The organism is Exiguobacterium sp. N5, assembly GCF_025842465.1.
GTDB classification, from domain to species: domain Bacteria; phylum Bacillota; class Bacilli; order Exiguobacteriales; family Exiguobacteriaceae; genus Exiguobacterium; species Exiguobacterium profundum.
In genome coordinates this window covers 1,528,115-1,551,466 of the sequence record NZ_JAPAEP010000001.1, presented here as the reverse complement: position 1 = coordinate 1,551,466, position 23,352 = coordinate 1,528,115, and the positions used below count along the sequence as shown (strand labels likewise).

Annotated in this window: 21 protein-coding genes and 1 riboswitch; of the genes, 16 read left to right on the top strand and 5 right to left on the bottom strand. The window is 50.6% G+C overall.

The annotated features are described in order from the left end of the window. The first annotated feature begins 385 nt into the window (after positions 1 to 385). From pulA to OKS35_RS08075, 7 genes are all read left to right on the top strand, one after another. Positions 386 to 3,307 carry a type I pullulanase gene (pulA, locus tag OKS35_RS08105; RefSeq protein ID WP_264092818.1) on the top strand — a complete coding sequence of 974 codons (2,922 nt, stop codon included), beginning with the start codon at positions 386 to 388 and terminating at the stop codon, positions 3,305 to 3,307. A 141-nt stretch (positions 3,308 to 3,448) separates the two neighbouring features. After that, entirely contained in the window at positions 3,449 to 3,649 is a 201-nt protein-coding gene (locus tag OKS35_RS08100) for a hypothetical protein (protein WP_264092817.1), read from the top strand. Next, positions 3,637 to 3,801, top strand: coding sequence for a hypothetical protein (locus OKS35_RS08095; RefSeq protein WP_264092816.1), 165 nt, complete (start codon positions 3,637 to 3,639; stop codon positions 3,799 to 3,801). The genes OKS35_RS08100 and OKS35_RS08095 overlap by 13 nt, the downstream gene beginning before the upstream one ends. 97 nt (positions 3,802 to 3,898) lie before the next feature. Further along, entirely contained in the window at positions 3,899 to 4,975 is a 1,077-nt protein-coding gene (locus tag OKS35_RS08090; protein ID WP_264092815.1) for a nitric oxide synthase oxygenase, read from the top strand. Between the two features lie 14 nt (positions 4,976 to 4,989). After that, on the top strand, positions 4,990 to 5,409 hold the full coding sequence (locus tag OKS35_RS08085; protein ID WP_074036085.1) for an RDD family protein: 420 nt from the start codon (positions 4,990 to 4,992) through the stop codon (positions 5,407 to 5,409). 125 nt (positions 5,410 to 5,534) lie between these two features. Then, the gene (locus OKS35_RS08080) at positions 5,535 to 6,386 is read left to right on the top strand and encodes a DegV family protein (protein WP_074036087.1); all 852 of its coding nucleotides are present in this window, start codon (positions 5,535 to 5,537) and stop codon (positions 6,384 to 6,386) included. Positions 6,387 to 6,406: 20 nt separating this feature from the next. Beyond that, positions 6,407 to 6,733, top strand: coding sequence for a thioredoxin family protein (locus tag OKS35_RS08075; protein ID WP_078147419.1), 327 nt, complete (start codon positions 6,407 to 6,409; stop codon positions 6,731 to 6,733). Positions 6,734 to 6,940: 207 nt separating this feature from the next. On the opposite strand, the gene OKS35_RS08070 is transcribed toward OKS35_RS08075, so the two are convergent. From OKS35_RS08070 to OKS35_RS08060, 3 genes are all read right to left on the bottom strand, one after another. Then, positions 6,941 to 7,666, bottom strand: coding sequence for a hypothetical protein (locus tag OKS35_RS08070; RefSeq protein WP_078147418.1), 726 nt, complete (start codon positions 7,664 to 7,666; stop codon positions 6,941 to 6,943). Positions 7,667 to 7,750: 84 nt separating this feature from the next. After that, complete coding sequence (locus OKS35_RS08065) at positions 7,751 to 10,072, bottom strand: ABC transporter permease (protein ID WP_264092814.1); 2,322 nt, start codon at positions 10,070 to 10,072, stop codon at positions 7,751 to 7,753. A 12-nt stretch (positions 10,073 to 10,084) separates the two neighbouring features. Continuing rightward, on the bottom strand, positions 10,085 to 10,783 hold the full coding sequence (locus OKS35_RS08060; protein ID WP_074036096.1) for an ABC transporter ATP-binding protein: 699 nt from the start codon (positions 10,781 to 10,783) through the stop codon (positions 10,085 to 10,087). A 161-nt stretch (positions 10,784 to 10,944) separates the two neighbouring features. On the opposite strand from OKS35_RS08060, the gene OKS35_RS08055 reads away from it, so the two are divergent. After that, positions 10,945 to 11,775, top strand: a complete 831-nt coding sequence (locus OKS35_RS08055) for a DegV family protein (protein ID WP_264092813.1) — start codon at positions 10,945 to 10,947, stop codon at positions 11,773 to 11,775. A 288-nt stretch (positions 11,776 to 12,063) separates the two neighbouring features. After that, on the top strand, positions 12,064 to 13,743 hold the full coding sequence (locus OKS35_RS08050) for a GGDEF domain-containing protein (protein WP_214690582.1): 1,680 nt from the start codon (positions 12,064 to 12,066) through the stop codon (positions 13,741 to 13,743). 45 nt (positions 13,744 to 13,788) lie between these two features. Here OKS35_RS08050 and OKS35_RS08045 read toward each other — a convergent pair whose 3' ends face one another. Then, on the bottom strand, positions 13,789 to 14,430 hold the full coding sequence (locus OKS35_RS08045) for a homing endonuclease associated repeat-containing protein (RefSeq protein WP_074036101.1): 642 nt from the start codon (positions 14,428 to 14,430) through the stop codon (positions 13,789 to 13,791). A gap of 452 nt (positions 14,431 to 14,882) precedes the next feature. On the opposite strand from OKS35_RS08045, the gene OKS35_RS08040 reads away from it, so the two are divergent. From OKS35_RS08040 to OKS35_RS08015, 6 genes are all read left to right on the top strand, one after another. Continuing rightward, complete coding sequence (locus tag OKS35_RS08040) at positions 14,883 to 15,695, top strand: undecaprenyl-diphosphate phosphatase (RefSeq protein WP_196431078.1); 813 nt, start codon at positions 14,883 to 14,885, stop codon at positions 15,693 to 15,695. Positions 15,696 to 15,775: 80 nt separating this feature from the next. Further along, a riboswitch (FMN riboswitch) is annotated at positions 15,776 to 15,918 on the top strand. 152 nt (positions 15,919 to 16,070) lie between these two features. Further along, positions 16,071 to 17,135, top strand: a complete 1,065-nt coding sequence (ribD, locus tag OKS35_RS08035; RefSeq protein ID WP_214690584.1) for a bifunctional diaminohydroxyphosphoribosylaminopyrimidine deaminase/5-amino-6-(5-phosphoribosylamino)uracil reductase RibD — start codon at positions 16,071 to 16,073, stop codon at positions 17,133 to 17,135. Continuing rightward, complete coding sequence (gene ribE, locus OKS35_RS08030) at positions 17,135 to 17,776, top strand: riboflavin synthase (protein ID WP_214690585.1); 642 nt, start codon at positions 17,135 to 17,137, stop codon at positions 17,774 to 17,776. Before ribD ends, ribE (OKS35_RS08030) begins: the two co-directional genes overlap by 1 nt. Next, complete coding sequence (locus tag OKS35_RS08025) at positions 17,776 to 18,960, top strand: bifunctional 3,4-dihydroxy-2-butanone-4-phosphate synthase/GTP cyclohydrolase II (RefSeq protein WP_074036106.1); 1,185 nt, start codon at positions 17,776 to 17,778, stop codon at positions 18,958 to 18,960. Before ribE (OKS35_RS08030) ends, OKS35_RS08025 begins: the two co-directional genes overlap by 1 nt. Continuing rightward, positions 18,957 to 19,421 (top strand): 6,7-dimethyl-8-ribityllumazine synthase, encoded by a 465-nt coding sequence (ribE, locus tag OKS35_RS08020; protein WP_074036107.1) that lies wholly within the window; start codon positions 18,957 to 18,959, stop codon positions 19,419 to 19,421. The genes OKS35_RS08025 and ribE (OKS35_RS08020) overlap by 4 nt, the downstream gene beginning before the upstream one ends. 124 nt (positions 19,422 to 19,545) lie before the next feature. Next, complete coding sequence (locus tag OKS35_RS08015; RefSeq protein ID WP_215243724.1) at positions 19,546 to 20,781, top strand: GAF and HD-GYP domain-containing protein; 1,236 nt, start codon at positions 19,546 to 19,548, stop codon at positions 20,779 to 20,781. A gap of 38 nt (positions 20,782 to 20,819) precedes the next feature. Here OKS35_RS08015 and pruA read toward each other — a convergent pair whose 3' ends face one another. Continuing rightward, the gene (pruA, locus tag OKS35_RS08010) at positions 20,820 to 22,364 is read right to left on the bottom strand and encodes an L-glutamate gamma-semialdehyde dehydrogenase (RefSeq protein ID WP_159562777.1); all 1,545 of its coding nucleotides are present in this window, start codon (positions 22,362 to 22,364) and stop codon (positions 20,820 to 20,822) included. Between the two features lie 171 nt (positions 22,365 to 22,535). Between pruA and OKS35_RS08005 the strand changes: the two genes are divergently transcribed. Continuing rightward, positions 22,536 to 23,339 carry a hypothetical protein gene (locus OKS35_RS08005; protein ID WP_215243725.1) on the top strand — a complete coding sequence of 268 codons (804 nt, stop codon included), beginning with the start codon at positions 22,536 to 22,538 and terminating at the stop codon, positions 23,337 to 23,339. Positions 23,340 to 23,352: the final 13 nt, after the last annotated feature.

Below are 23,352 nucleotides of genomic sequence, written 5' to 3'. Positions count from 1 at the left end.
AAAGTCCGCTTGAGCGTTCCAAAGTACACCATGAAGCGTGATGATCATAGAGAGTCCTGCTAGGAGAATGGAGATGGTCATCTGACGCCGAATCGGTAATTTATTTGTGAAACCGAGCTTGGTAAAACGTGAGATCAGATATAGACCAACGAGCAAAAGGCTCGCGTTGGCAATTAGGTTATTAATTAAGTTTGTAAGTGATAGCAATTAAGTTTTTCCTCCTTAAATTCTATATACAGGTTGAACTCACGGAAAGCAATCCCTTTTGTGGAGGAAAGATGTTTAGTGCTCTACTTTACTAAAATAACATTGCTTCACTAAAAGAAACCGTTTACAATTTCTGTGTAAGCGTTTTCTCAAAATAGTGCTACAAGGAGGGACCCTCATGGTCAAAAAGCAATGGAAACCCGTATGGGCAGTTGTGCTAACGTTTGCACTGATTCTGTCAATGTTTCCGATGCCGACGTCCGCTTTAGATAAAGGGAAGTCGACGCTTGTCGTCGTCCATTATCAAGAGGCGCCGGATAACGAAAAGGATTGGAACTTATGGCTTTGGGCGAATGGCCCAGATTACTTCCCGAACAAAGGCTTCACATTCAACGGGGAAGATGCATTCGGAAAGGTGGCGGCTTACGAATTCCCAGTCGATTCACCTGAAAAAATCGGTCTCATCGTCCGCACGGATAATTGGGACAAAGATAAAGGTTCTGAGAACGACCGCTTCATCACAAGCGATATGATTCAAGATGGTGTCGCCGAAGTGTGGATCAAGTCGGGCGATCCGACCATCTATACGTCGAACCCGGACGGGGAGACGGCTTCGACGGAAATCGATATGAAAGTTCATTATTTCCGTTACGACAATACATATACGGACTGGGGTCTTTGGGCTTGGCCGGACGGTGGGGACGGGCAGAGCATCGCCTTCGATGAGGCTGATGATTTCGGTGCCGTCGCGAACGTGAAACTCGCCAACCCGGAATCGAAGAAACTCATGGGCTTGATCACGAAAAAAGGAGAATGGACGGAGAAGGATGGGGAAGACCGATTCGTTCTCGGGACTGCGAAAGAGATTTGGCTCGTTGAAGGAGATTCGACAATCTACTATTCAGAGCCACAAATCAATCGCTCTCCAAAACTTGTCTCGTTCTCGGCGGACACGTTCCGTCAAGCGACACTCACAACGAATCGCGTCATCACGGATGCGTTCATCGATGAATTGAGCGTAGACGGGGCAACGGTGGAATCGATTGAAAAAGCTAGCGACAAGTCGGTGACGATTCAATTCAAAGCAGACATCGATTTAGCGAAAGTCATCAAAGCCTCGCACCCGGAGTTCGGAGAACAGACGCTCCAGGCCGGCAAAGTTCTTCGTTCGAAAGAATTCGATGCGAAATATGCATACGACGGTAAACTCGGTGTCACGTACCAAAAGTCGAAAACGAAGTTTGTCCTCTGGGCACCGACGGCTCAACAAGTCGAGCTCGAACTGTGGAACATGCCGACGAACCGACCGACGAACGACAAAGATATGAAGAAAGTGATTCAAATGAAGCGCGGTGAGCGCGGCACGTGGGTGACGGAAGTTCGTGGTGACCTGGACGGCATCGGTTATACGTACCAAGTGACCCATGCGACAGGGAAGGTCCGTGCGGTCGATCCGTATGCGACGGCTGTCGGCGTGAACGGTGACCAAGGTGTCATCGTCGATTTGAAAGAGACAGATCCAAAACGTTGGAATTCGATGAAACCGAAGTTGAAACAATCGACGGACGCGATCATCTATGAGACGCATGTCCGTGATTTCTCCATCTTTGATGTGAAGACGGACAAATACGACTCAGGCATCCAAAACAAAGGAAAGTATCTCGGTGTCATCGAACCAGGAACGCGTCTTCTCGTTGACGGAAAGAAAACGGCAACGAAGACAGGGCTCGATCACGTCAAAGATCTCGGCGTGACACACGTTCAGTTCATTCCGGTCTATGACTTCAACACGGCCTCCGTCGATGAGACGAATCCGATGGCGACGTACAACTGGGGATATGACCCGAAAAACTACAATGCACCAGAAGGGTCGTATTCAACGAATCCTTACGATGCGAAAGTACGCATCATGGAAATGAAACAGATGATTCAAGGGTTGCATGACAACAATTTACGTGCCGTCATGGACGTCGTATACAACCACATGTTCGATGCACAGGCATCGAACTTGCACAAAATCGTACCGGGTTACTACTACCGCTACACAGCGGGTGGTGACTTTGCCAACGGAACAGGTGTCGGAAACGATACGGCTTCCGAACGGGCGATGATGCAAAAGCTGATCGTCGACTCGGTCGTCTATTGGGCAAAAGAGTACCATTGGGACGGATTCCGTTTCGACTTGATGGGAATCCATGATGTCGACACGATGAACAAGGTTCGTTCGGAGTTGAATCGAGTCGACAAGTCGATTCTCGTCTTCGGAGAAGGATGGGACCTTGGTACGCCGCTCGATGCTGAATTAAAAGCAAATCAAAAGAACGCCTACGACATGCCGGGCATCGCCCACTTCAATGACAACATCCGTGACGGCTTGAAAGGCAGCGTCTTCTACGATGAGGACAAAGGCTTCATCAACGGAAAAGAAGGTATGGAAAATCGAGTGAAGACGGGAATCGTCGGTGAGATCGCATATAGCGACACGATTAAAGGATTCACAAAAGAACCGACGCAAGCGATCACATACGTCGAAGCTCATGACAACCATACGTTGTGGGATAAATTGACGTTGACGAACCCGATCGCGTCTGAAGTGAATAAGACGAAGATGCATCGTCTCGCCTCGAGCATTCTCTTGACGAGCCAAGGAACGACATTCCTTCACGCAGGACAAGAGTTCATGCGTACAAAGGAAGGCGACCACAACTCGTACAAATCACCGGACTCGATCAACCAGCTCGATTGGAAACGGGCAGCCGACCGGAAGGCGGACGTCCAATACATGAAAGGCTTGATTGAGATGCGTAAAGCCAACCCAGGTCTTCGGATGACAAAAGCGAGCGATGTGAAACGATTCTTGACGTTCCACAAAGCGGAAGCGAACGTCATCACGTACACGATTGACGAAGATGCACCGGGTCAAAAGAACGACTTGTTCATCACGCATAACGCCAACCCGACGAATGTCCAAGTCAGCCTTCCAAAAGGGAACTGGAACGTGATTGTCGATGGCGACCGTGCCGGAACGAAGACAATCAAGCGTGCGACTGGAAAAGTAAGCGTGCCTGCATACAAGACGTTCGTCCTCGAACGGAACTAATCATTGACCCCACTTTGAAACGAGTGGGGTTTTCTAATGGAACAATTATGGTTAATTGGTAATTAATTCTTTACAAACTAGTTATTTTGTATGAACACGAGAACTTCCATTTGAAACTTCCATCTCTTTCGAAAGGAGAGATTGTATGGCGATTTTCAAAAATGGATTCATCGCGTCAATGGTGACGTCACGGATATATTGTCAACTGGACGGATTCCCCCGTTCCATGTGAACTCGCTCCTGATTGAACAGTATCCGGATGCCATTTACGTACTCGATACAAAAGGTCGACTAATCGATTTGAACGAAAAGATGGGACTGCTGTCCGCTTGTGTCGAATGACCGAAGTGACGAATGTGTTAGATCAATATGCCGCCGAATACGAATCAAGTCCGACCATCGAAGCGCAATTTACCGCCCTTGAGAAGGAAGTAAGCCGAAACGAAGATGTCACCGACTATATCGAACTCGTTCAACAGCCAGAGGGGTTCTAAGTACCCGACGTGTCGCGTGTGAGAATAGATAGTTGAAACAGGGGTCTCCTTTTCTCTAAGATGGAGAAAGAGAGAATCGAGTGAGGAGATCTTAGATATGAATCTGTATGAACAAGCGAGCGACTGGATGCGGCAATGGCATGACGACCCGTCCGAACGCCTCCGACAAATCAAAGATGAAATTGAGCGCACGGGCACCTATTCGTTGACGACGGAAGAGTTGTGTGTGGGTGCCAAGGTGGCGTGGCGGAATTCGAATCGTTGCATCGGCCGCTTGTTTTGGCAGACACTCCATGTGATTGACGCACGGGACGCCGATACGTTTGAGGCTGTCTACACCCATCTTGTCGACCACCTTCGGTTCGCCACGAACGGCGGAAAAATCCGTTCGACGATGACGGTTCTTCCGAACGAGTTCAAACTATTGAACACACAATTGATTCGGTACGCGGGATATGAGACACCTGACGGAATCATCGGAGACCCGATGTCCGTCACGATGACGAAGCGCGCGAAAGAACTCGGATGGGTCGGAGCCGGCACGCCGTTCGATATCCTCCCGCTCATGATCACGGACGGGCGAGACGTCCGCTTGTTTGAGTTGCCGAGTGAGGCCGTTCTTGAGGTGGACATTCGGCACGAGGATGTGGACTTGTTTGACGGACGGACCATCAAATGGCACGCAGTCCCAGCGATTGCGGATATGGAACTAGAGATCGGAGGTCTACGGTTTACCTCGGTCCCGTTTAACGGCTGGTATATGGAGACGGAAATCGGGGCAAGGAATTTGGCCGATACGGACCGTTATGATTTGTTGCCGCTCGTCGGACGGTCACTCGGGCTCGATACGACGAAAGAGCGGTCGCTTTGGCGCGACCGGGCACTCGTCGAATTGAACATCGCCGTCCTGCAATCGTTCGAGCGGGAAGGTGTGACCATTGTCGACCACCATACGGCTGCCAAACAGTTCAAGCGGTTCGAAAAAAACGAACGGGACGCGGGGCGTGACGTCACCGGGCAATGGAGTTGGCTCATCCCGCCTCTCTCTCCTGCGACGACGCACGTTTTTCACGAGCATTACGACAATCAGATCAAGACACCGAACCTGTTTGCTCGAAGTGGATGTCCGTTCTCAGGGTTTCGTCAGCCGGTAAAAGAGGAATTGAAAGGCTAGAACCGAGAGAAAGGATGATTGCTGTGGCAGTCCCACTTTGGAAACGAGCCGTCGCTGGTCAAATCGACCAACTCGTCTTTCAGACACCGGCAAAACTGATTGAAAAGGCAGTCCGTAAAAAGATTTGGCCAGACAAAGAAGTGAAACGGTATTACTTGCCGACCGTTGTGACGATGGCCGGAGAAGTGTATTGTATGTTGTACCGAAACGGTCAGACGATAGGAGACCGCGTCGTCGGAATTAAAGTCGTGAGTGCGGACGGACGCCCGCTTTCATTGGAGCAAGTCATCAAGCGGACACTCTATAAAGACGTCGTCTACCCGGCGACGCTTGGGATTCCGCTCATCCGTGCACTTCAACAGATGAAATCGAATAAAGACCTCGAGTTGCCGCATGATGAGTTCGCCCATACAAAATTGATCTCGACCAAATGAAGAGGAGCAGGGCGACCGTGTGTCGCTCTGTTTTTTCGTCCCGTTCGGTCGAGTAGGAATAGCGGCGGGAAATAAGGTATAATGGGATTGGACAAAAATGAACGACTATTGGAGGCTTTTTAGTTATGACAAAAATCGCATGGATTACCGACAGTATGGCCAACTTCTCTCAAGAAGAGGCAGCAAGTCTCGGTGTCGATATCGTTCCGATTCAATTGATCGTGGACGGGAACGGCTATAGTGAAACCAAACTCTCTCTCGAAGACCTACATCGGTATATGATTGACCAAAAGAAAGAAGCGAAGACGTCACAACCGATCTTCGGAGATTTCATCGCCCGCTACGAACGCTTGAAAGAAGAGGGATATGATTGTGCCATCGCCGTCCATTGCTCGAATGGATTGAGCAGTACGGCGAAAAATTCGAAAGCAGCTGCCGAAGCGGCTGACTTTACCGTGTATACCATCGACTCGCATGCCGCACTCGAGGCGCAACAAGAACTCGTCCGAATCGGCAAGGCCGCTGAAGCCGAAGGCAAGTCAGTGGAGGAAATCGTCGCCCTTCTCGAAGCATGGCGTGATAAGAAGAACTTCTTCATGATCATCGGAAACATGGAGACGATGCGCCGAGGCGGTCGTGTTTCTTCCGGTGAGATGTTCCTTGCGAACATCTTGAACATCAAGCCGATCATCACCCTCGATGAGACGGGGAAAGTCATCCCGTTCAAAAAGGCCCGTTCATTGAAGAAGGCTTATGCGGAGATGGTCGGTGAACTCGAACGTCGTCACGCGGAAAATGGTGTGAAGGACAATCGGGTGTTCGTTCAGACGGCACTCGCACCGAACATGCAAGATGACCTCGTCGCACTCATCGAGTCGAAATTACCAGATCTTGAAGTCGTACGGACTCGATTCTGTCCCTCGATTGCGGTACATGCCGGATTTGAGACGGTCGGTGTCTTGTGGCTCAACTCTTAATCAAGTAGGAGGAATGCAAGATGGAAGCAATGACAACCTTGACTGGATTGAATGAACGGATTGCGAGCACGGAACAGCTGCTCGTCTACGTGTCACATCCGGGATGCAGTGTCTGTCATGCGCTGAAACCTCAGATTGAAGAGATGCTCCATCAGTTCCCAGAAATTGAGGCGGTCGCGGTAGACTCGGATGAAGTGCCGGAAGTCGCAGGTGCCTTCTCCATCTTTACCGTGCCGGTCGTCCTCTTTTTCATCAACGGGAAAGAAATGCTCCGCCGGGCACGATTCGTGCCAATCGGCGAACTGACGCATCAACTCGAACGCATGCAAGAAATGAGACGAGCGTGAACAGGAGGCTGGAACATAACTAGCCGATTTTAAAGATTTGTGATAAAAACAGGGGACCGGTCACCGATTTTCGGTGGCAGGACCCCTCTTTTTAGTCCGAAATGCGTGCGCGAACCCATAAAAATGACAAGAGGCCTCCGTGAGCGACTTGTTCGCTCACGGAGGCCTCTTTCTTATGAATCTACTGGGTTATGTCCAGCCTCTTTCTTATTCTGCTGCTTGTGGGACGAGATAAATCAAGCCAAACGGGTTATGCAATAAGTTGTCGATGGTCGTCCGCTCGTCTTCTCCCATCTCGACCGTGAAGGCACGCCCGTCCTCGAAGGCGAAATGGTCGCCGTCGCCGAACATCGCGCCACCGGAGATGAGGTGGAAGTTGAACGAATGAATCACGTGAATGGCATCTTCAATGTCGAGTGTCATCGGTACGGCCACGTCCGCATGACCGAACGCTTTCATTCCCCATGACATATAGGCGTTCTCTTCTTCTGTGATGGCCGTGAGGAGCGAGTAGTCGAGTGCGAGGTCTTCTTCTTTTGACTCTTGCCACTCGTCTTTCGAGTAAGCGACACCAGCTGACTCGACCATGACCCCGAGTCCACCTGCGTTCAAGACGGCGTTGGCGGCACGGCGCGCCGCGGCGACGTCTGTCAAATCGTTGACGTCGACAATCAAGTAGACGACATGCGTGTGACGAGCGATTCCTTTCGCCACTTTCGGTGTGAATCCGCCAGAACTCGCGTGAAGCATCGCCTCGGCGAGGGCTGGGTCACGTTCCACGACTTCAACGGTGAACGCCTTGCCTGTCTCATCTTCGAGCAATAACAGACCGGCCATCGTGTAGCCTTCACTATGTAAACTGATTTGTTCGCTGACGCCTTCTGCGGAAGACCAGTTTCCGGGAATGGCGAGCATAACTTGTGTACGATTCATGTATATCATCCTTTTCTGCAAAAGTCAGGTCCCTCCTCAGGAGAGACCTGGTCTATCTCTTATTATGCCCTATTTTGGCATGAATTATTCTTGATATGTCTTCAATACTTCCTGAAGTGGGATTTGATCGATTTTTCGGCGGCTGATGAACGTACTCATAAAGAAGAGGAGAACGACAGCACCAAGCGTATAGACGATATAGACCCATTCGAATTCAAGTGGGAGCACGAGTCCATAATCTTCTGCAAAGACGACGATGATGACCCGAAGCGTCAACAGGGCGATGGGGATGCTCAAGAGGGCAGAGATGAGCGCATAGATGAAGTAGCTGTTCAAAATCATGGAGCGGACTTCCCGTTTCTCATATCCCATCACCTTCAACAAGGAGATGACGTAATAGTTCTTCTCGACCGTCAGTGCCGTCAAGACGAACAGGATGCTGAAAGCGATGAGGGACGCCCCGCCAATCAAGACGTTCATCATGAAATTCATATATTGATTGATCGATTCGGACTGATCGATCAACCCTTGACGTGACAGGATGGTCAGATAGTCGGATCCGCTCGGACGCTCCGTCGCATAGATGCCGTTGAACAGGTCATCCGTCGCCCCGTCCGTGAGTAGTTCACTTAACGTCGTCCGGGGCAAGTAGGCGAAATCCCCGGAGAATTCATCGGCAATCCCGATGATGGGATAGGTCAACGTGTCCCCGTCGAGTGCGACATCGATGTCTTGACCCACATCGAGGCCGAGTTTTAGCGCGAGTGAGGAGGAGACGACAAGGCCGTCAGGTTCAAGTGTCAACACATCCCCATCTTCGTTTTGGAGTGGGAACAAGGTGTTGTCGAAGTCTAGTCCCTTCAAGGTGATCAGGTTATCTTCGACAAAGGCGAACGGATAGGTGAGGAACGGTTCTTGTCCCGCTTCTAAAACCGGTGTCCCGTCTGTATACGCCTCGTATTCATACACCGCTTCGTTCAATCCGCCAACGGTCATACGGTCGACGGCGCCGTTCATCATGAGGGCGAAAACGATGAGAATCGTCGAGAAGAGGATCCCGAGAAAGAAGATGAGAAAACTCCCCGTGCTCTTGACGGCATACAAATATTTGAACTTCGTCTTGCCACTCGCCCGTCTCAACAGGCGACTGACAAGTCGACTGAGTCGATTCAATGAGACATTGTCCCGTGGTGACAAGAGGGCAAGGGCGCTCTCACCCATAATTTTATAGATGACAGCTCCTGCAACGAGCGCAAAGAAGAGGAGCGGGGCGAACACGGCTGTCACGAACACGAGTGGACTTTGGGCGATGGTGATGGACGGTAAAAGATAGAAGTCGAGATAGAGTTCTTTCAACGGGTTCGCGAAATAAAGCCCCAGGAAATAACCGATGATGAGCATAAAGAATGCGAAAACCAAGATGAGCACCAAGTAAGGCGATGCGATTTGCCGACGACTATAACCAATCGCCTTCAACAGTCCGATTTGTCCTCGTTCCGCCTCGAGCATATTCGAGATCAGGATGGCGACGATGATGACAGCGATAGAAACGATAAAGAGACTGAGTCCGAGCGCCATCGCCTTGCCGGATGAAATCTCACTGTAGATGGCACCACTTCGGATAATATTTTCCGTCTCCATGACCGAGACGACAAACGGGAGGTCTATGTCGGTCTTGATCGCTTGATCGGTCACCCCGGACAGTCGGAAAGACTCTTGCCCGATGAATGTTTCGAACGATTCATCCGTCATCAAGAGGAGGGTCTGTGAACCAGGGTCCAAGTTGAAGAAGTTATCATCGAAGAGTGGGAGCGTATAGTCCGGAAAAAAGACAAATCCACTCACCGTGAACGGTTTGCCGATGTCGATTGTGTCTCCGATGTCGATACCGTTCTCCTCTGCATATTTTTTATTGAGGGCGACTTCGTCATTCGCGCTCGGTCGATCACCGGCTTCGAGGTAGGAGCGGTTGATCGTGTCTGATTCTTTGACGATCAATCCCCGATGTTCAATATCATCGAACGTGTAGGTGATGGCTTTTAAGTCACGGAGTTCAATCGTAGCATCCGGCATCTCCTGTTCGACGGCAGCGATTCGCGATGCGATCAGACGATTGAAGACTTCCGCATCGGCTTGTTTGATGTCAGCCAATGTGAACGTTCCTGTTTCCGCGAGCGTGGCGATAGCGGGGTCGCGTAACTCCTCTTCCGTCACCCGATTGAGCATGTCAATCGCAAAGTCTTCCTGATTCGATTCTTCCAGATACTCTTCAGTCGGGACCTCGATTCCACTGATGCCATAGAACATCATCGTGTACGTGAGTGAACTCATGACGATGATGATGGCGATGGCGAGGAGTTGCATCCACTTCCGATTTAATGTCTTCCAGACGTTTTTATACAGCATGTCGCCACCCCCTTATCCCCAATGGATGTCACGTGCCGCGACCCGGGTCTCATGATGGGTCACCTCCACGATTCGACCGGAGTTCATCTTGATGACATCGTCCGCCATCTCACTGATTCCATTATTGTGTGTGATGACGACGACTGTTTTTTGATACGTCTTGTTCAATCGTTCCAATAGTTCGAGTACTCTCTTCGAATTTTCCTCGTCGAGTGAGCCCGTCGGTTCGTCACAAAAGATGATGGCGGGATTTTTGGCGAGGCTGCGGGCGACGGAGACACGTTGCTGCTCACCGCCCGATAGTTGATAGGGGTATTTATCACGTGCCGCTGTGAGCCCAACTTGTTCGAGCAATTCATCAATCGGCAGCGGGTCTTTCGTTAAGTCAGAACCAATTTGTACGTTCTCATAGACGGTCAAGTTTTGAAGAAGGTTGTATTGTTGGAAAATGAAGCCAAGATGGTCGCGTCGAAAAGCAGTCATCTGATCGACGGATAGGTCGGTCAGCACGGTGTCGCCGAACGTGATCTTACCTGAGGTGACCGTGTCGAGTCCGCTGATGACGTTGAGCAGTGTACTCTTCCCGCTCCCGCTTGGACCTAGGATCACGACGAACGCGCCATCCCGGATGGTGAGGTCGATGTCTTTCAAGGCGGCCGTTTCCACGTCGCCTGTCTTATAGATTTTGCTGACGTTCCGTAGTTCGATCATGCCACACACGCCTCCTTTATCTGTTATCTAAGGTATACCCTTTTCGAGAAGTGATTGGACGAGCTACACATAGGATGTTTTGAAAAAATAGTGAAACCGCTTCACCTGTGATAAAATAATATAACCAGGTACTAAAAACTTTTTTTAAGGGAGAACTCTTTATGAAGATTGCTTACATCACGGACAGCACGATTGTCCTTCCAGATGCATTAGCGCAACATCCTGACATCCACATTGTCCCGCTCTATGTCGTCAAAGGGGACCAGCCGTATAAAGATGGAATCGAAGTCGATGCGAAAACGGTTTACGAGTGGATTGACGCGGGAGAGCGCGTCTCGACGAGTCAGCCCGCGATCGGGGATTTCGTCACACTCTATGAAAAATTGAAAGAAGAGTACGATATGGGCATCGCGATTCACCTATCGTCTGAACTGAGTGGGACGTATTCGGCGTCCGTTCAAGGGGCTGAGATTGCGGAGTTCAAGTTGCTCGCCTTCGATTCGCGGGCAGGTATCTATACGATGGGACTCATGTTCGAGGAGTTGATTGAACGCGTCGAAAGAGGCGATGCGCTTGAAGACGTGGAAGCATACATGAAGAAGCGCGTCGAGGACGTCCGCATCGAATTGACGCTTCAAAACTTGACGCAGATGCAAAAAGGCGGTCGAATCTCTAAATCGAAGGCGCTCATCGGGAACATGCTTCAATTGAAACCTGTACTTCGATTCGAAGACGGTTTGATTGTCCCGTATCAAACGGTCCGCACATACAAGAAAGCACAAGCCCATTTGTTCGAAGTGTTACGTGCGGCAATCGAGTCCGGTGAATGTCAGGACGTCTCGATTTTCCACGGAAATGTCCCTGAGCTTGCTGAGGAGTGGAAAAAACAACTCGGTGACACGATTCCGATCAGAGTTGATACACTCGCACCACTTCTTGGGGCGCATACGGGATCCGGGTCAATTGGAATTTCTTATTTGAAAGCGAAATAATGATTAAGGGCGGTCCTCCTACGAGGATCGCCCTTTTACGTATTCTTTTGTTTCCGCAAATAGAGAAGTGTGATAGTGAGCGAATAGATGATCAAAAACGTGATCAGAAATAGAGAAAAGTCCATGGTTAGCCCCCTTTATCCAAGTTGTTGCCGACATCTAGAAAAGCGAAACATCAAATTGGGAATCATTTCAATATTTCATTGTCTCAACTTTCAAACAATTGCTGGAATGTTTTTGCATTACGGGTCATACTAGAAAAAATGAACGAGAAAAGGGGGCAAGACGATGCGATTTCGGAAGTACCTAGTTCGGAGCTGGTTCGCGTGGACGCTCGTCTTCACGGGAGTGACGTATTTGACTTTCCAAAACCTTGAGGCGTTCGACTGGCCGTTGTTTTGGTTCATCTATACGCTTGGGGCATTGTTCGTCATGAATCCTTTAAAGCGCAGACATCTTCACTTCACGTTCCATGAGATGTTTGTCTTTATCACATTCTTTTTATACGGACTGGCGCCCGCACTGTTGATGGGGCAATTGCTCCTCTTCACGTTTCAGGCGCGAGCCTTCAATCGTCGCGTCGGGCGACGAAGGTTCCTTCATTTCTATCCGCTCAACACGGTGATTGAATGTCTGCTCGTTCTGTTGCCGGGGCTCGCCTATATCGCTCTCGGTGGACGGATCGGAGAGCCGATTCATTTGATGCAACAAGGCGTGGCGATGTTGGCGTTTTTAGGCACCTTGTTCCTCGTCTTGACGATGAGTTTTGCTTTATCCTACTTCATGGTTGGAGAACGGATCCCGTTCCCGATTATGTGGCGATTGATTCGCTTTGATTGGCTCGTCGTGTCACTCGAGCTTTTGTTCTCGATGATTGCCATCGAGTCGTATCTCGTCTTCGGTTATGTCGGACTCATCGTCACGTTCTTCGTACTATCTGTCCTAAAGATGACGATGTCGAAAGCGACCGAGACGGAAGAAACCAAGTCGAGAGTCGATCAAGTCGAACGCTTGAAAGAACAGCTGTACCGCGTGGACAGCGAGCAATTGTTGATTGAAAAGTTTTGGAACGGTCTACGTGATATCGTCGAAGTGGAGCGTGGTTGGCTACAGGTCAATCGAAAAGGGGAGCGGACGTTTTATGATATGACCGGTCGCGTCATCCCGAGTGTGCCGGATGCCTTCACGATTGAACGGTATCATGATGAGGACGAACCGTGTTTCGTCTATGACTCGCTCCATGAATGGCATCCTGAATTGCAGCGAAACCAACAGGAACTACACCATTCGGCGCTCGTCATCCAACCCGTTTGGGGAGCGGAGACGGCGGTCAGCTGCATGGTATCGACGACGGCAAACGGGGCATACGAAACTCCGATTGCGGTTGAAGTGAACCGCCTCCTCAAGACGTTATCTTGGTCAATCGAACGCATCGATGAACGCAAACGTTTGCAACACGAGAGTTTGACAGATCCGTTAACGGGATTACATAATCAGCGGGCACTACGACGTTGGACGAAAGAACGTTTGAACGATGTGGCGTCCTATCCGCTCTCTGTTTTCTTGATCGATTTGGACCACTTCAAATCGATCAATGACACATACGGTCATGCATTCGGGGACGAGGTGTTGATTGAAGCAGGTCAACTCTTTACTCGCAATGTTCGAGCGACGGACTTGGTGACGCGCTACGGAGGCGAAGAGTTCGTGTTCGTCTTCCCGAGAATGGATGAGGCGGCCGCCAATCTGGTCGGCGAAAAGATACGAAACGCCTTGAAGCGCCATGATTTTGGGACAGAAGGCACGCGCATCACGGTGACGGCGAGTATCGGGATTGAAACGATTTATGAATATGAAGACCTCGATACAGTCTTGCGACATGCGGACCGGGCCATGTATGTCGGGGCGAAATTTAACGGGCGAGATCGTGTCGCCCACTATCATGATCTGTCGACAGAGGTCAGATGAAAGGAGGATCCCCAAAATGGTGGATCCTCCTTTCGTATGAAATGATTATGAGTTCGTATTATAAAGTTCAGATTCAACCGCATGAACGGCGGCTGACCAGGAGCCATAGCGATGCAAGATCGCTTTCGTTGAAGGTTTGTTGTTGCGCTTTGCCCATTCACGGTAAGCTTCGAATGAGAGCGAGAAGCCCATTTCCTGAATGGCTTCACGAAGGGCGTTCGAGAGTTCTGTTTTCGAATAGGTCACACTCGCCTCAAGTCCTGCCTCGGCACAGGCATCATGCCACGAACCGAACGTCTTGACTATATGATAATGGCTCGGTGCCTTCGGATGGAGCTTTCGCCATTGCTGATACTTCTTCAAGGTGATGATCGAGCCCATGTCTCGCGAATAAATGGCGAGCGTCTCGATGATGTCCTCGCGTGTATACTTCGGCATTTTGTCTGGCAATTCGACGGTTGACTCTCCATGCCATTCATAGCCTGCGATGGCAAGTGCCTCAGCCCATGACCCGAACTGACGAATGATCGACTCAGGAGACGGCCAATTCTGTTCCATTGCGAAGCGGCGATAGACAGAACGGCGTGGACGTTCCTTCAACAAGTCCCCGAGAAGACGAATGCAATGGATCATCCTTTGCTGTTCGGTAGACAAGTGATGGGATTTAGTGGATAGCGTTTGATTCAATGATGGTTCCTCCTTCCGTGGACTCAAATCTGAACCGACAAAGATAAAAAAATGCTCCTACAATCATACTATCGGATTGTTTTTCGGATTTATTAACGTGATTTTGAAAAATTTTAAACAATTCCTAGGAATTGGATAGGACTAAAGTCGCAGTTGATAATTTCAAAAAATGGTAACAGTTCTATTACAAATTAAATCGAATTTCGAGAGAAATGTAAACATAAAGTTTTAATCACCCAAATTTGTAATATTTTTATAAAAAAGTACCCAGCTGGAGAGTTGGGGTCATCGCCTTCGCTCCAGATGAGTACCCTTCTATAATAAATTTAATTTTCAGACTAATCAATCAAATATTGAAATTACGGCAAAAAAATTTTAATGGCTGGTCAATGAAAGACCGATTCTGCTAAAATAGCCGCATTGAGTGAAAAACAGAAAAGAGGATCATCACTATGACAGTTTGGTTATTTTATACGTTACTTGGATTGATTCAAGGGTTCACAGAGCCCATCCCGATTTCATCGAGCGGACATCTTGTCATCTTCCAAGAACTATTTAACATTGACTTGCCGGGATTGTCATTTGAAGTTTTCGTAAACTTTGCATCGCTTCTTGCGGTTTTAACAATCTATCGTCAAGACGTCGTTCGTCTCATCATGAGTTTGTGGACGTTTTTATTTAAGAAAGACCGTTCGAATGAGACGATGGTCGACGTGAAGTTCATCGGGCTGTTACTTGTCGCGACCGTTCCGGCCGGTGTGCTCGGTGTCCTGTTTGGTGACTGGATCGCCGAGGTGCTCGGTGGCGTGGCGACAGTCGGCTATACACTCATCATTACGGGACTCGCCCTCTGGTTCATCCGGAACATGCGAGGAAACAAGGGCGACGGTGGCATTACGCTACGTGACGCCGTATTGATCGGACTTGCTCAGGCTGTGGCGCTCATTCCTGGGATCAGCCGGTCCGGGGCGACTATCGTCATGGCGATGCTCCTCGGGATCAAACAGGAATCCGCGCTTCGGTTCTCGTTCTTCCTGTTCATTCCGATTAGTCTCGGGACGATGATCTTGGACGGTCCGACGTTGTTCACAAACCCAGACACGCGTGATTTGTTCGGTCCGCTCCTTTTGGCATTTATCGCATCATACGTGTTGACCGCCATTTCATTGAAGTGGTTCCAGCACATCATGGCAAAAGGCGAATTGAAGTATTTTTCATATTACTGCTGGATTGTCGGGCTTCTCGTCGTCCTCTTTCTTGCATAATCGAGGCGCTACTCTCACGAGTAGCGTTTTTTGTTTTGCGAAATAAAAACAATTGCGATACAGTAAACCTGTACAAACAAATATTCCTTCGGGGTCGGGTGAAATTCCCAACCGGCGGTGATGGGCCTATGCCCTAAGTCCGTGACCCGGGCGCACGTGTGCGAACGGTGGATCTAGTGAGACTCTAGAGCCGACAGTATAGTCTGGATGGGAGAAGGAACAAAAAACAGGTCCACGTGACCTGTGCTTCGTCGTACGCTTTTCTGTATAGAAAACGTTTATTTGGCTTGCCAAAATTCGACGAAACCCTCCCACCAAGACCCTAAGGACTGCTCCTTAGGGTCTTTTGTTTGTACGGAAAAAGGAGGGAGAACGATGAAACAGTACATGGAACAGGCCATTCAATTGGCGAAATCAGCCGATGGACAGACCGGTGTCAATCCACTCGTCGGTGCCGTTCTCGTGAAAGACGGGCGTATCGTCGGAATGGGTGCCCACCTTAAGGCGGGCGAACCACATGCTGAAGTGCATGCGATTCGAATGGCCGGTGCGGCTGCATCCGGGGCGACTTTATATGTCACGCTCGAACCGTGCTCGCATCACGGTAAGACACCTCCGTGCGCCGATTTGATTGTAGAATCGGGCATCAAACGTGTCGTCGTCGCCATGAAAGATCCGAATCCACTCGTCGCAGGCAATGGGATCGTGCGCCTGCAAGCGGCCGGTGTCGAAGTCGATGTGGGTCTACTTGAGGAAGAGGCGCGTGCCTTGAATCCGGCATTTTTGCGGTCGCTTGAGACGAAACGACCATACGTCATCTTGAAGACGGCAACGAGCCTCGATGGGAAAGTTGCCTTAGAGACGGGGGAGAGTCAATGGGTGACGAGTTCGGAAGCCCGTCGTGATGTGCATGAACTTCGTGCCACGGTCGATGCGATTTTGACCGGGATTGGAACGGTGCTCGCGGATGACCCATCGCTTACGGTTCGATTGGACCGCGTGACGCGACAGCCGAAACGAGTCGTGCTCGACCGTGACCTAAGGTTACCGCTCGCTAGTACGTTAGCACGTACCGCCGAAGACGTCCCGGTGCTCCTCTTCACTTCGTCAGATGAGGCAGAACGACGTGAACGAGCTCAAGCCGTCAGTATCGAATTATTCGATTATACGTCACTCGGCACGGTTCTTGAGACGCTATACGCAAATGGGATTGGGCGTGTGTTGATCGAGGCAGGACCGACGCTTGTCACCTCACTTCTTGACGGAGGCTACGTGGATGAATGGGTCGCCTATCAATCACCACGGGTCTTCGGTGGGAAGCATGGCGTCTATCGCTCACAGCAGGAAGGGACGATCGATGGGATATCCCGTTTTACGATTCATCAGGTCGAAACGATTGGACCCGACCTGAAAGTCGTCCTTCGAAAGGGGGCGCTCTGATGTTCACGGGAATCGTAGAAGAAATCGGAGCAGTCAAAGCGGTCAAGCGCAACGGACCATCTTTACGACTCGTTTTGTCCGCTGTGAAAGTGCTTGAGGATGTGAAGCTCGGGGACAGCATTGCCGTGAATGGGATCTGTCTCACGGTGACGACGTTCGATGACGCGACGTTCTCTGTCGATGTCATGCCAGAAACATTGAAGGCATCGAGTCTAGATGGGGTCAAGCCTGGAACACCTGTCAATCTCGAACGAGCGATGCCGGCGAACGGACGGTTTGGCGGACATTTCGTATCCGGTCATGTCGACGGGGTCGGGCGAATCACGAAGAAACGTCCTCTCGCGAATGCGGTCTATGTTGATATCCAGTGTGACCGCGCGCTCCTTTCCTACATTGTCCCGAAAGGCTCGATATCTGTAGATGGAACGAGTTTGACTGTGTTTGACGTGTCAGAGCGTGGGTTTACCCTGTCCTTGATTCCACACACATACAGCGAGACCGTGCTTGGGATGAAACAGACGGGTGATTTAGTCAATTTAGAATGTGATCTGTTAGCAAAATATATGGAAAAGGTCGTCGGGCAGTCGAAGATGACGCTCGAGTCTTTGGCGGAACAAGGATATGGAAAGGCGGGATGGTAATGTTTGATTCGATTGAACGGGCGGTTGAGGAACTGAGACGAGGACGTCCCATCATCGTCGTGGATGATGAGGACCGTGAGAATGAAGGGGACTTTGTCGTACTCGGTGACAAGATGACACCGGAAACGATGAACTTTTTGATCACGGAAGGGAAAGGACTCGTCTGTAGCGCCGTAGCAGAAGAAGTGGCAGTTCGTCTCGACCTCGCGCCGATGGTGACGAACAGTACAGACCCACACGGTACCGCCTTCACGGTCAGTGTCGACCATATCGATTCGACGACTGGTATCTCGGCGAGTGAACGGTCTCACACCGTTCGTGAGTTAGCGAACCCATCGTCCCATCCATCCGATTTTCAACGTCCTGGACATCTGTTCCCGCTCATTGCGAAGAAGGGAGGCGTCTCCGTTCGCCGAGGTCATACCGAAGCGTCTGTCGACCTGGCGCGACTCGCAGGAAGTGAGCCGGTCGCGGTCATCTGTGAAATCATTCGAGAGGACGGGGAGATGGCACGCGTACCTGATTTGGTACAAGTCGCTGAACGCCACGGGTTGGCATTCATCACTATCGAAGCGTTAGTCCGATATATGGAGGAGAACCTCGTCACACGTGTTGCGGACGTGTCCCTACCTTCCTCAAAAGGAACGTTTCGCATGATAGGGTATGAGAATCGAATGGACCGTGAAGAGCATGTGGCGCTCGTGACGGAGACACTTGAGGAGGTCCCGCTCGTTCGCATTCACTCCGAATGTCTGACCGGTGACGTCTTCGGTTCGTTCCGATGTGACTGCGGTCCGCAACTGGACACGGCGATGGCACGAATCGAGCAGGAATCGGGCATCGTGCTCTATATGCGTCAAGAAGGGCGAGGCATCGGACTGTTGAACAAACTGAAGGCGTACGCCCTTCAAGAGAATGGATTGGATACGGTCGAGGCGAACGTGGCACTCGGGTTTCATCCGGACCTTCGGGACTATCGGGTGAGCGCGGCGATGCTTCGTGATCTTGGCGTCACCCGTGTCCGGCTCATGACGAACAACCCCGATAAAGTCGATGCCTTGGAATCATGTGGCATCACAGTCGTCGAACGCGTTCCGATTCATGTCGGTGCGCATGAAGCAAACGAATCGTATCGCCTGACGAAACAACTCAAAATGAATCATATTGGAGGAACATGGACATGACCTATACATTTGAAGGAAACTTAGTTGGAGAAGGCTTAAAGATTGGAATCGTCGTCGGACGGTTCAACGACTTGATCACGATGCGTCTGCTTGACGGGGCGAAGGATGCCTTGAAACGTCATGGAGTGAAGGAAGAGGATGTGTCGCTCGCCTTCGTCCCAGGAGCATTTGAACTCCCGCTCGTCGCGAAAAAAATGGCGATGAGCAAACAATACGACGCGGTCATCACGCTCGGAGCCGTCATCCGTGGTGCGACCCCGCATTTTGATTACGTCTGTAACGAAGCGGCAAAAGGGATCGCCCAGGCGAGCTATCAATCCGAAGTCCCGGTCATCTTCGGCGTGTTGACGACGGAGACGATTGAACAGGCGATTGAGCGTGCAGGAACAAAAGCAGGCAACAAAGGGTGGGAAGCGGCGACTTCTGCCATCGAGATGGCCAATCTGTTAAAGCAAGTCTAATCAAAACCGGGTGACAATCACCCGGTTTTTCAAATGGTTGAACTAGGATGAAAAAACTGAAAAATGGGTAAAATAAGTGCATGGAACGAATGCATGTATTTGAACGATAAGGGAGGTTTGGCACATGGCAACTTCGCACGAATCATTGACGTTACAGTTACAACAACAAGAGCGACTCCATCACCTGCTTTCGTCACTCCTCAATCGCTTTTTAACGACAGAGATTGCGGATTTCAAAAAGCGGGTTGACCAATCGCTAGCCGAACTTGGACATTATTTCGCGGTCGACCGCGTCTATGTCTTCGATTATGATTTTACGAATCAAGTCTGCCATAACACGTTCGAATGGTGCGCCGAAGGAATCACGGCTGAAATGGACAATCTTCAAGACGTGCCGATTGATGTGCTGCCCGAGTGGGTGAATACCCATGTGGCGGGTGAGACGATGTATATTCCACGGGTCGCCGATCTACCTGAAGGGAGCGCCGTCCGCGCCATCTTAGAACCGCAAGCGATTCAAAGTTTGCTCGCGGTCCCCATGATGCAAGGGAAGTCGTGTCAGGGATTTGTCGGGTTTGATTCCGTCGTCTCGGAACGGACGTACACGGAGTACGAACAACAGGCGCTACAAGATTTCAGCAATGCGCTGCTCGGGGCGGTCGAGCGACACCGCATCGAGGCCGGGCGGGAAGAAGCGCAGCGGGTCCTCGCCGAGCGTGAAAAAGAATTGATCGATTATCAAGAGGGGCTTGTCCGCACGCTGTTACGTTTGTCCGCACTCCGTAACAACGAGACGGGGAACCATATCGAGCGGGTGCAGGATTTGTCGACGCTGTTCGCGACGATTTTATACGATCATCACCATCCGGAAGTGTCACCGCTCTTCATCGAAGGAATCCGTCTCGCGGCACCGCTCCATGATATCGGCAAAATCTCTGTTCCGGACGCAATCTTACTCAAAGCGAATCAACTGTCCGACCAGGAATGGGTATTCATGCGCGACCATGTGCGTGTCGGCGGCGAAGTGTTGAAGGATTTGCAGACACAGTTCCCTCAGAATTACTTCATTCAAATGGCCTATCACATCGCACTGTATCATCACGAGCGCTGGGACGGCACCGGGTACAACCAAGGACTGAAAGGGGAAGACATCCCGCTTGCGGCTCGAATCGTCACCATTATCGACGTCTATGACGCACTACGGACGGTCCGACCGTATAAACCGGCCTATACTCATGAGGATGCGATTCTTGCGATGCGAAATATGGAAGGGGCGTTCGACCCGACTTTGTTCGAATTATTCCTGGTTCATCAAGAAGAAATCGCCATCATGTTCGAGCAGACATTTAAAGCACACTAAAAAGGAGACGTCCCATCGGGGGAGCGTCTCCTTTTTGATTAGAACGTTTCAGATGTTGTTTTCGCTTGCATGTGGAGTTGGATGTAATCCGGGCCACCTGCTTTTGAATCCGTACCTGACATGTTGAATCCACCGAACGGCTGATAGCCGACGATTGCGCCTGTGCAACCACGGTTGAAGTAAAGGTTCCCAACGTGGAAGTTTTGGCGAGCGTATTCTTGATTCATACGGTCACGTGTGAGGACCGCCCCTGTCAAGCCGTATTCTGTGTTGTTCGCGATATCGATTGCTTCTTTGAAGTCTTTCGCTTTCGTGAAGGCGACGATTGGTCCGAAAATCTCTTCTTGCATGAGGCGTGCTTTCGGGTCGACGTCTGCGACGACAGTCGGCTCGATGAAGTAGCCTGTTGAATCGTCTGCTTTCCCACCTGCGACGATGCGTCCTTCTTCTTTTGCGACATCGAAGTACGATGTGATCTTCTTGAAGGCCGATGCATCGATGACTGGTCCCATGAAGTGTTCGTTCTTCTCTGTGTTTCCGACAGAGAGTTCGTTCGTGAGTTCGACGACACGGTCGAGTACCGTATCATACACGCTGTCGACGATGACGGCACGTGAACAAGCCGAACATTTCTGACCAGAGAAACCGAATGCCGATTTCACGATCGATTGTGCAGCGAGCTCGAGGTCGGCTGATTCGTCGACGACGATCGTATCTTTTCCACCCATCTCCGCGATCACGCGTTTGAGCCAAATTTGACCTTCGTTCAACTTAGACGCACGTTCGTTGATGCGGAGTCCCACATCACGCGATCCTGTGAAGCTGATGAAGCGTGTCTTCGGATGGTCGACGAGATAGTCCCCGACTTCTGCACCCGGTCCCGGGATGAAGTTGAGCACGCCTTTTGGAAGACCTGCCTCTTCCATCACTTCGACGAATTTCGCAGCGACGATTGGCGTCGTCGAAGCTGGTTTCAAGAGAATTGTGTTACCGGCGACGATGGCCGCAACTGCTGTACCGGCCATGATTGCGAATGGGAAGTTCCATGGGCTGATGACGATCCCGACCCCGAGTGGGATGTAGTCATACCGGTTGTATTCGCCTGGGCGGCTCTCCACTTTCTTGCCTGGTTTGAGTTCGAGCATTTGACGTGCATAATATTCCATGAAGTCGATTGCTTCCGCTGTATCCGCATCTGCCTCGTTCCACGGTTTACCCGCTTCTTTGACGAGATAAGCCGAGAACTCGTGCTTACGCTTGCGGACGATGTTCGCTGCTTTGAACAAGACGTCGGCGCGGACAGCCGGGTCGACATGGCGCCATGAGTCAAATGCTGTGAGTGCTTCTTGCATCGCACGTTCTGCGAGCTCTTGGTTCGCTTTTGACACGCGACCGATCACTTCTTCTTTGTTAGCCGGGTTGTAAGACGTGATTTTACCTTCCGTCGTAACCTTTTCCCCACCAATTACGAGCGGATAGTCTTTCCCGAGCTCACCGTTCACTTTCTCGATTGCCGCTTGGATTGCTTCGGCATTCTCTTTTTGTGTAAAGTCTGTGAATGGTTCATGTTTGTATGGAATCATTCTCGTTCCCCCTTAAAGTGATGTTGAGCGTTAAAGCGCTTACGTCTGTATTGTATCGAAATTATCGTAGAAATCCTAGTGAAACAATTTTCCAGAAACACATGGCATTGGAGCAAGAAATCGAGACGTGATAGGATGGGGGAGAACACGGCTTTAGAAAGGACGAACAACATGAAAAAATGGTTCATTCCGCTACTCCTCGTCTTCATGCTCGGGGCATGTGGGAACGAGGAAGAGACGGTGGTAGAAGAGACAGACCGCGCATTGCCGGACGCTGTCACGAACGTGTACGCAGACTATCAGACGGCACTTGAGTCTGGAGACGCTGAGGCACTCGCATCAATTGATTATGCTGGCCGGTTGACCGAGATTCCGGCGACTGGTGCCGTCACCCGTCAATTGTCTCCTGGTGAGATTTATAAGAGCTGGGTCAACGAAGAGGAAGACGTGGCGTTCCTTGTCCATGAGATGATCGATGAAGAAGGGAACCCGCTCCCGAACCGACTCAGTAAAATCGCTGTGAAGGAAGGGGATGAGTGGTCACTAGTCATCACACCGGTCGCTTTACCAAAAGACGTGATTGCCGAGGTCGGAGAGTTACTCATCGGTGTCCAGGCGAACGAGTACGGAGTGAATGCCGAAGCGAACGCCCGTCTCGCCGAGATTCCGGAAGATGAGGCTGGTCCGATCTATGACCAAGTCAACGCACAGACGGACTATATGGCGCTCGAGGCAGACAATAACGTCTTCCTGCTCATGGCGGAAACGTTGACGGTCGAGGAGAACCAAACCATCATGACCGACTATTTCAAAGCGTATGAGACGTGGTACACCGATAACGAGGAGACGCTCCGAAAAGCGGCTGCAACGGAAGATCCAGTCGAGTATATCGAAGTGCTTGACCCGTTAAAGACAAAATTAGAAGAAGCGATCGATGGCTATGACGAACAACTTGTCGACCCATCGTTTGGCTAAGGAGGAACAGCAG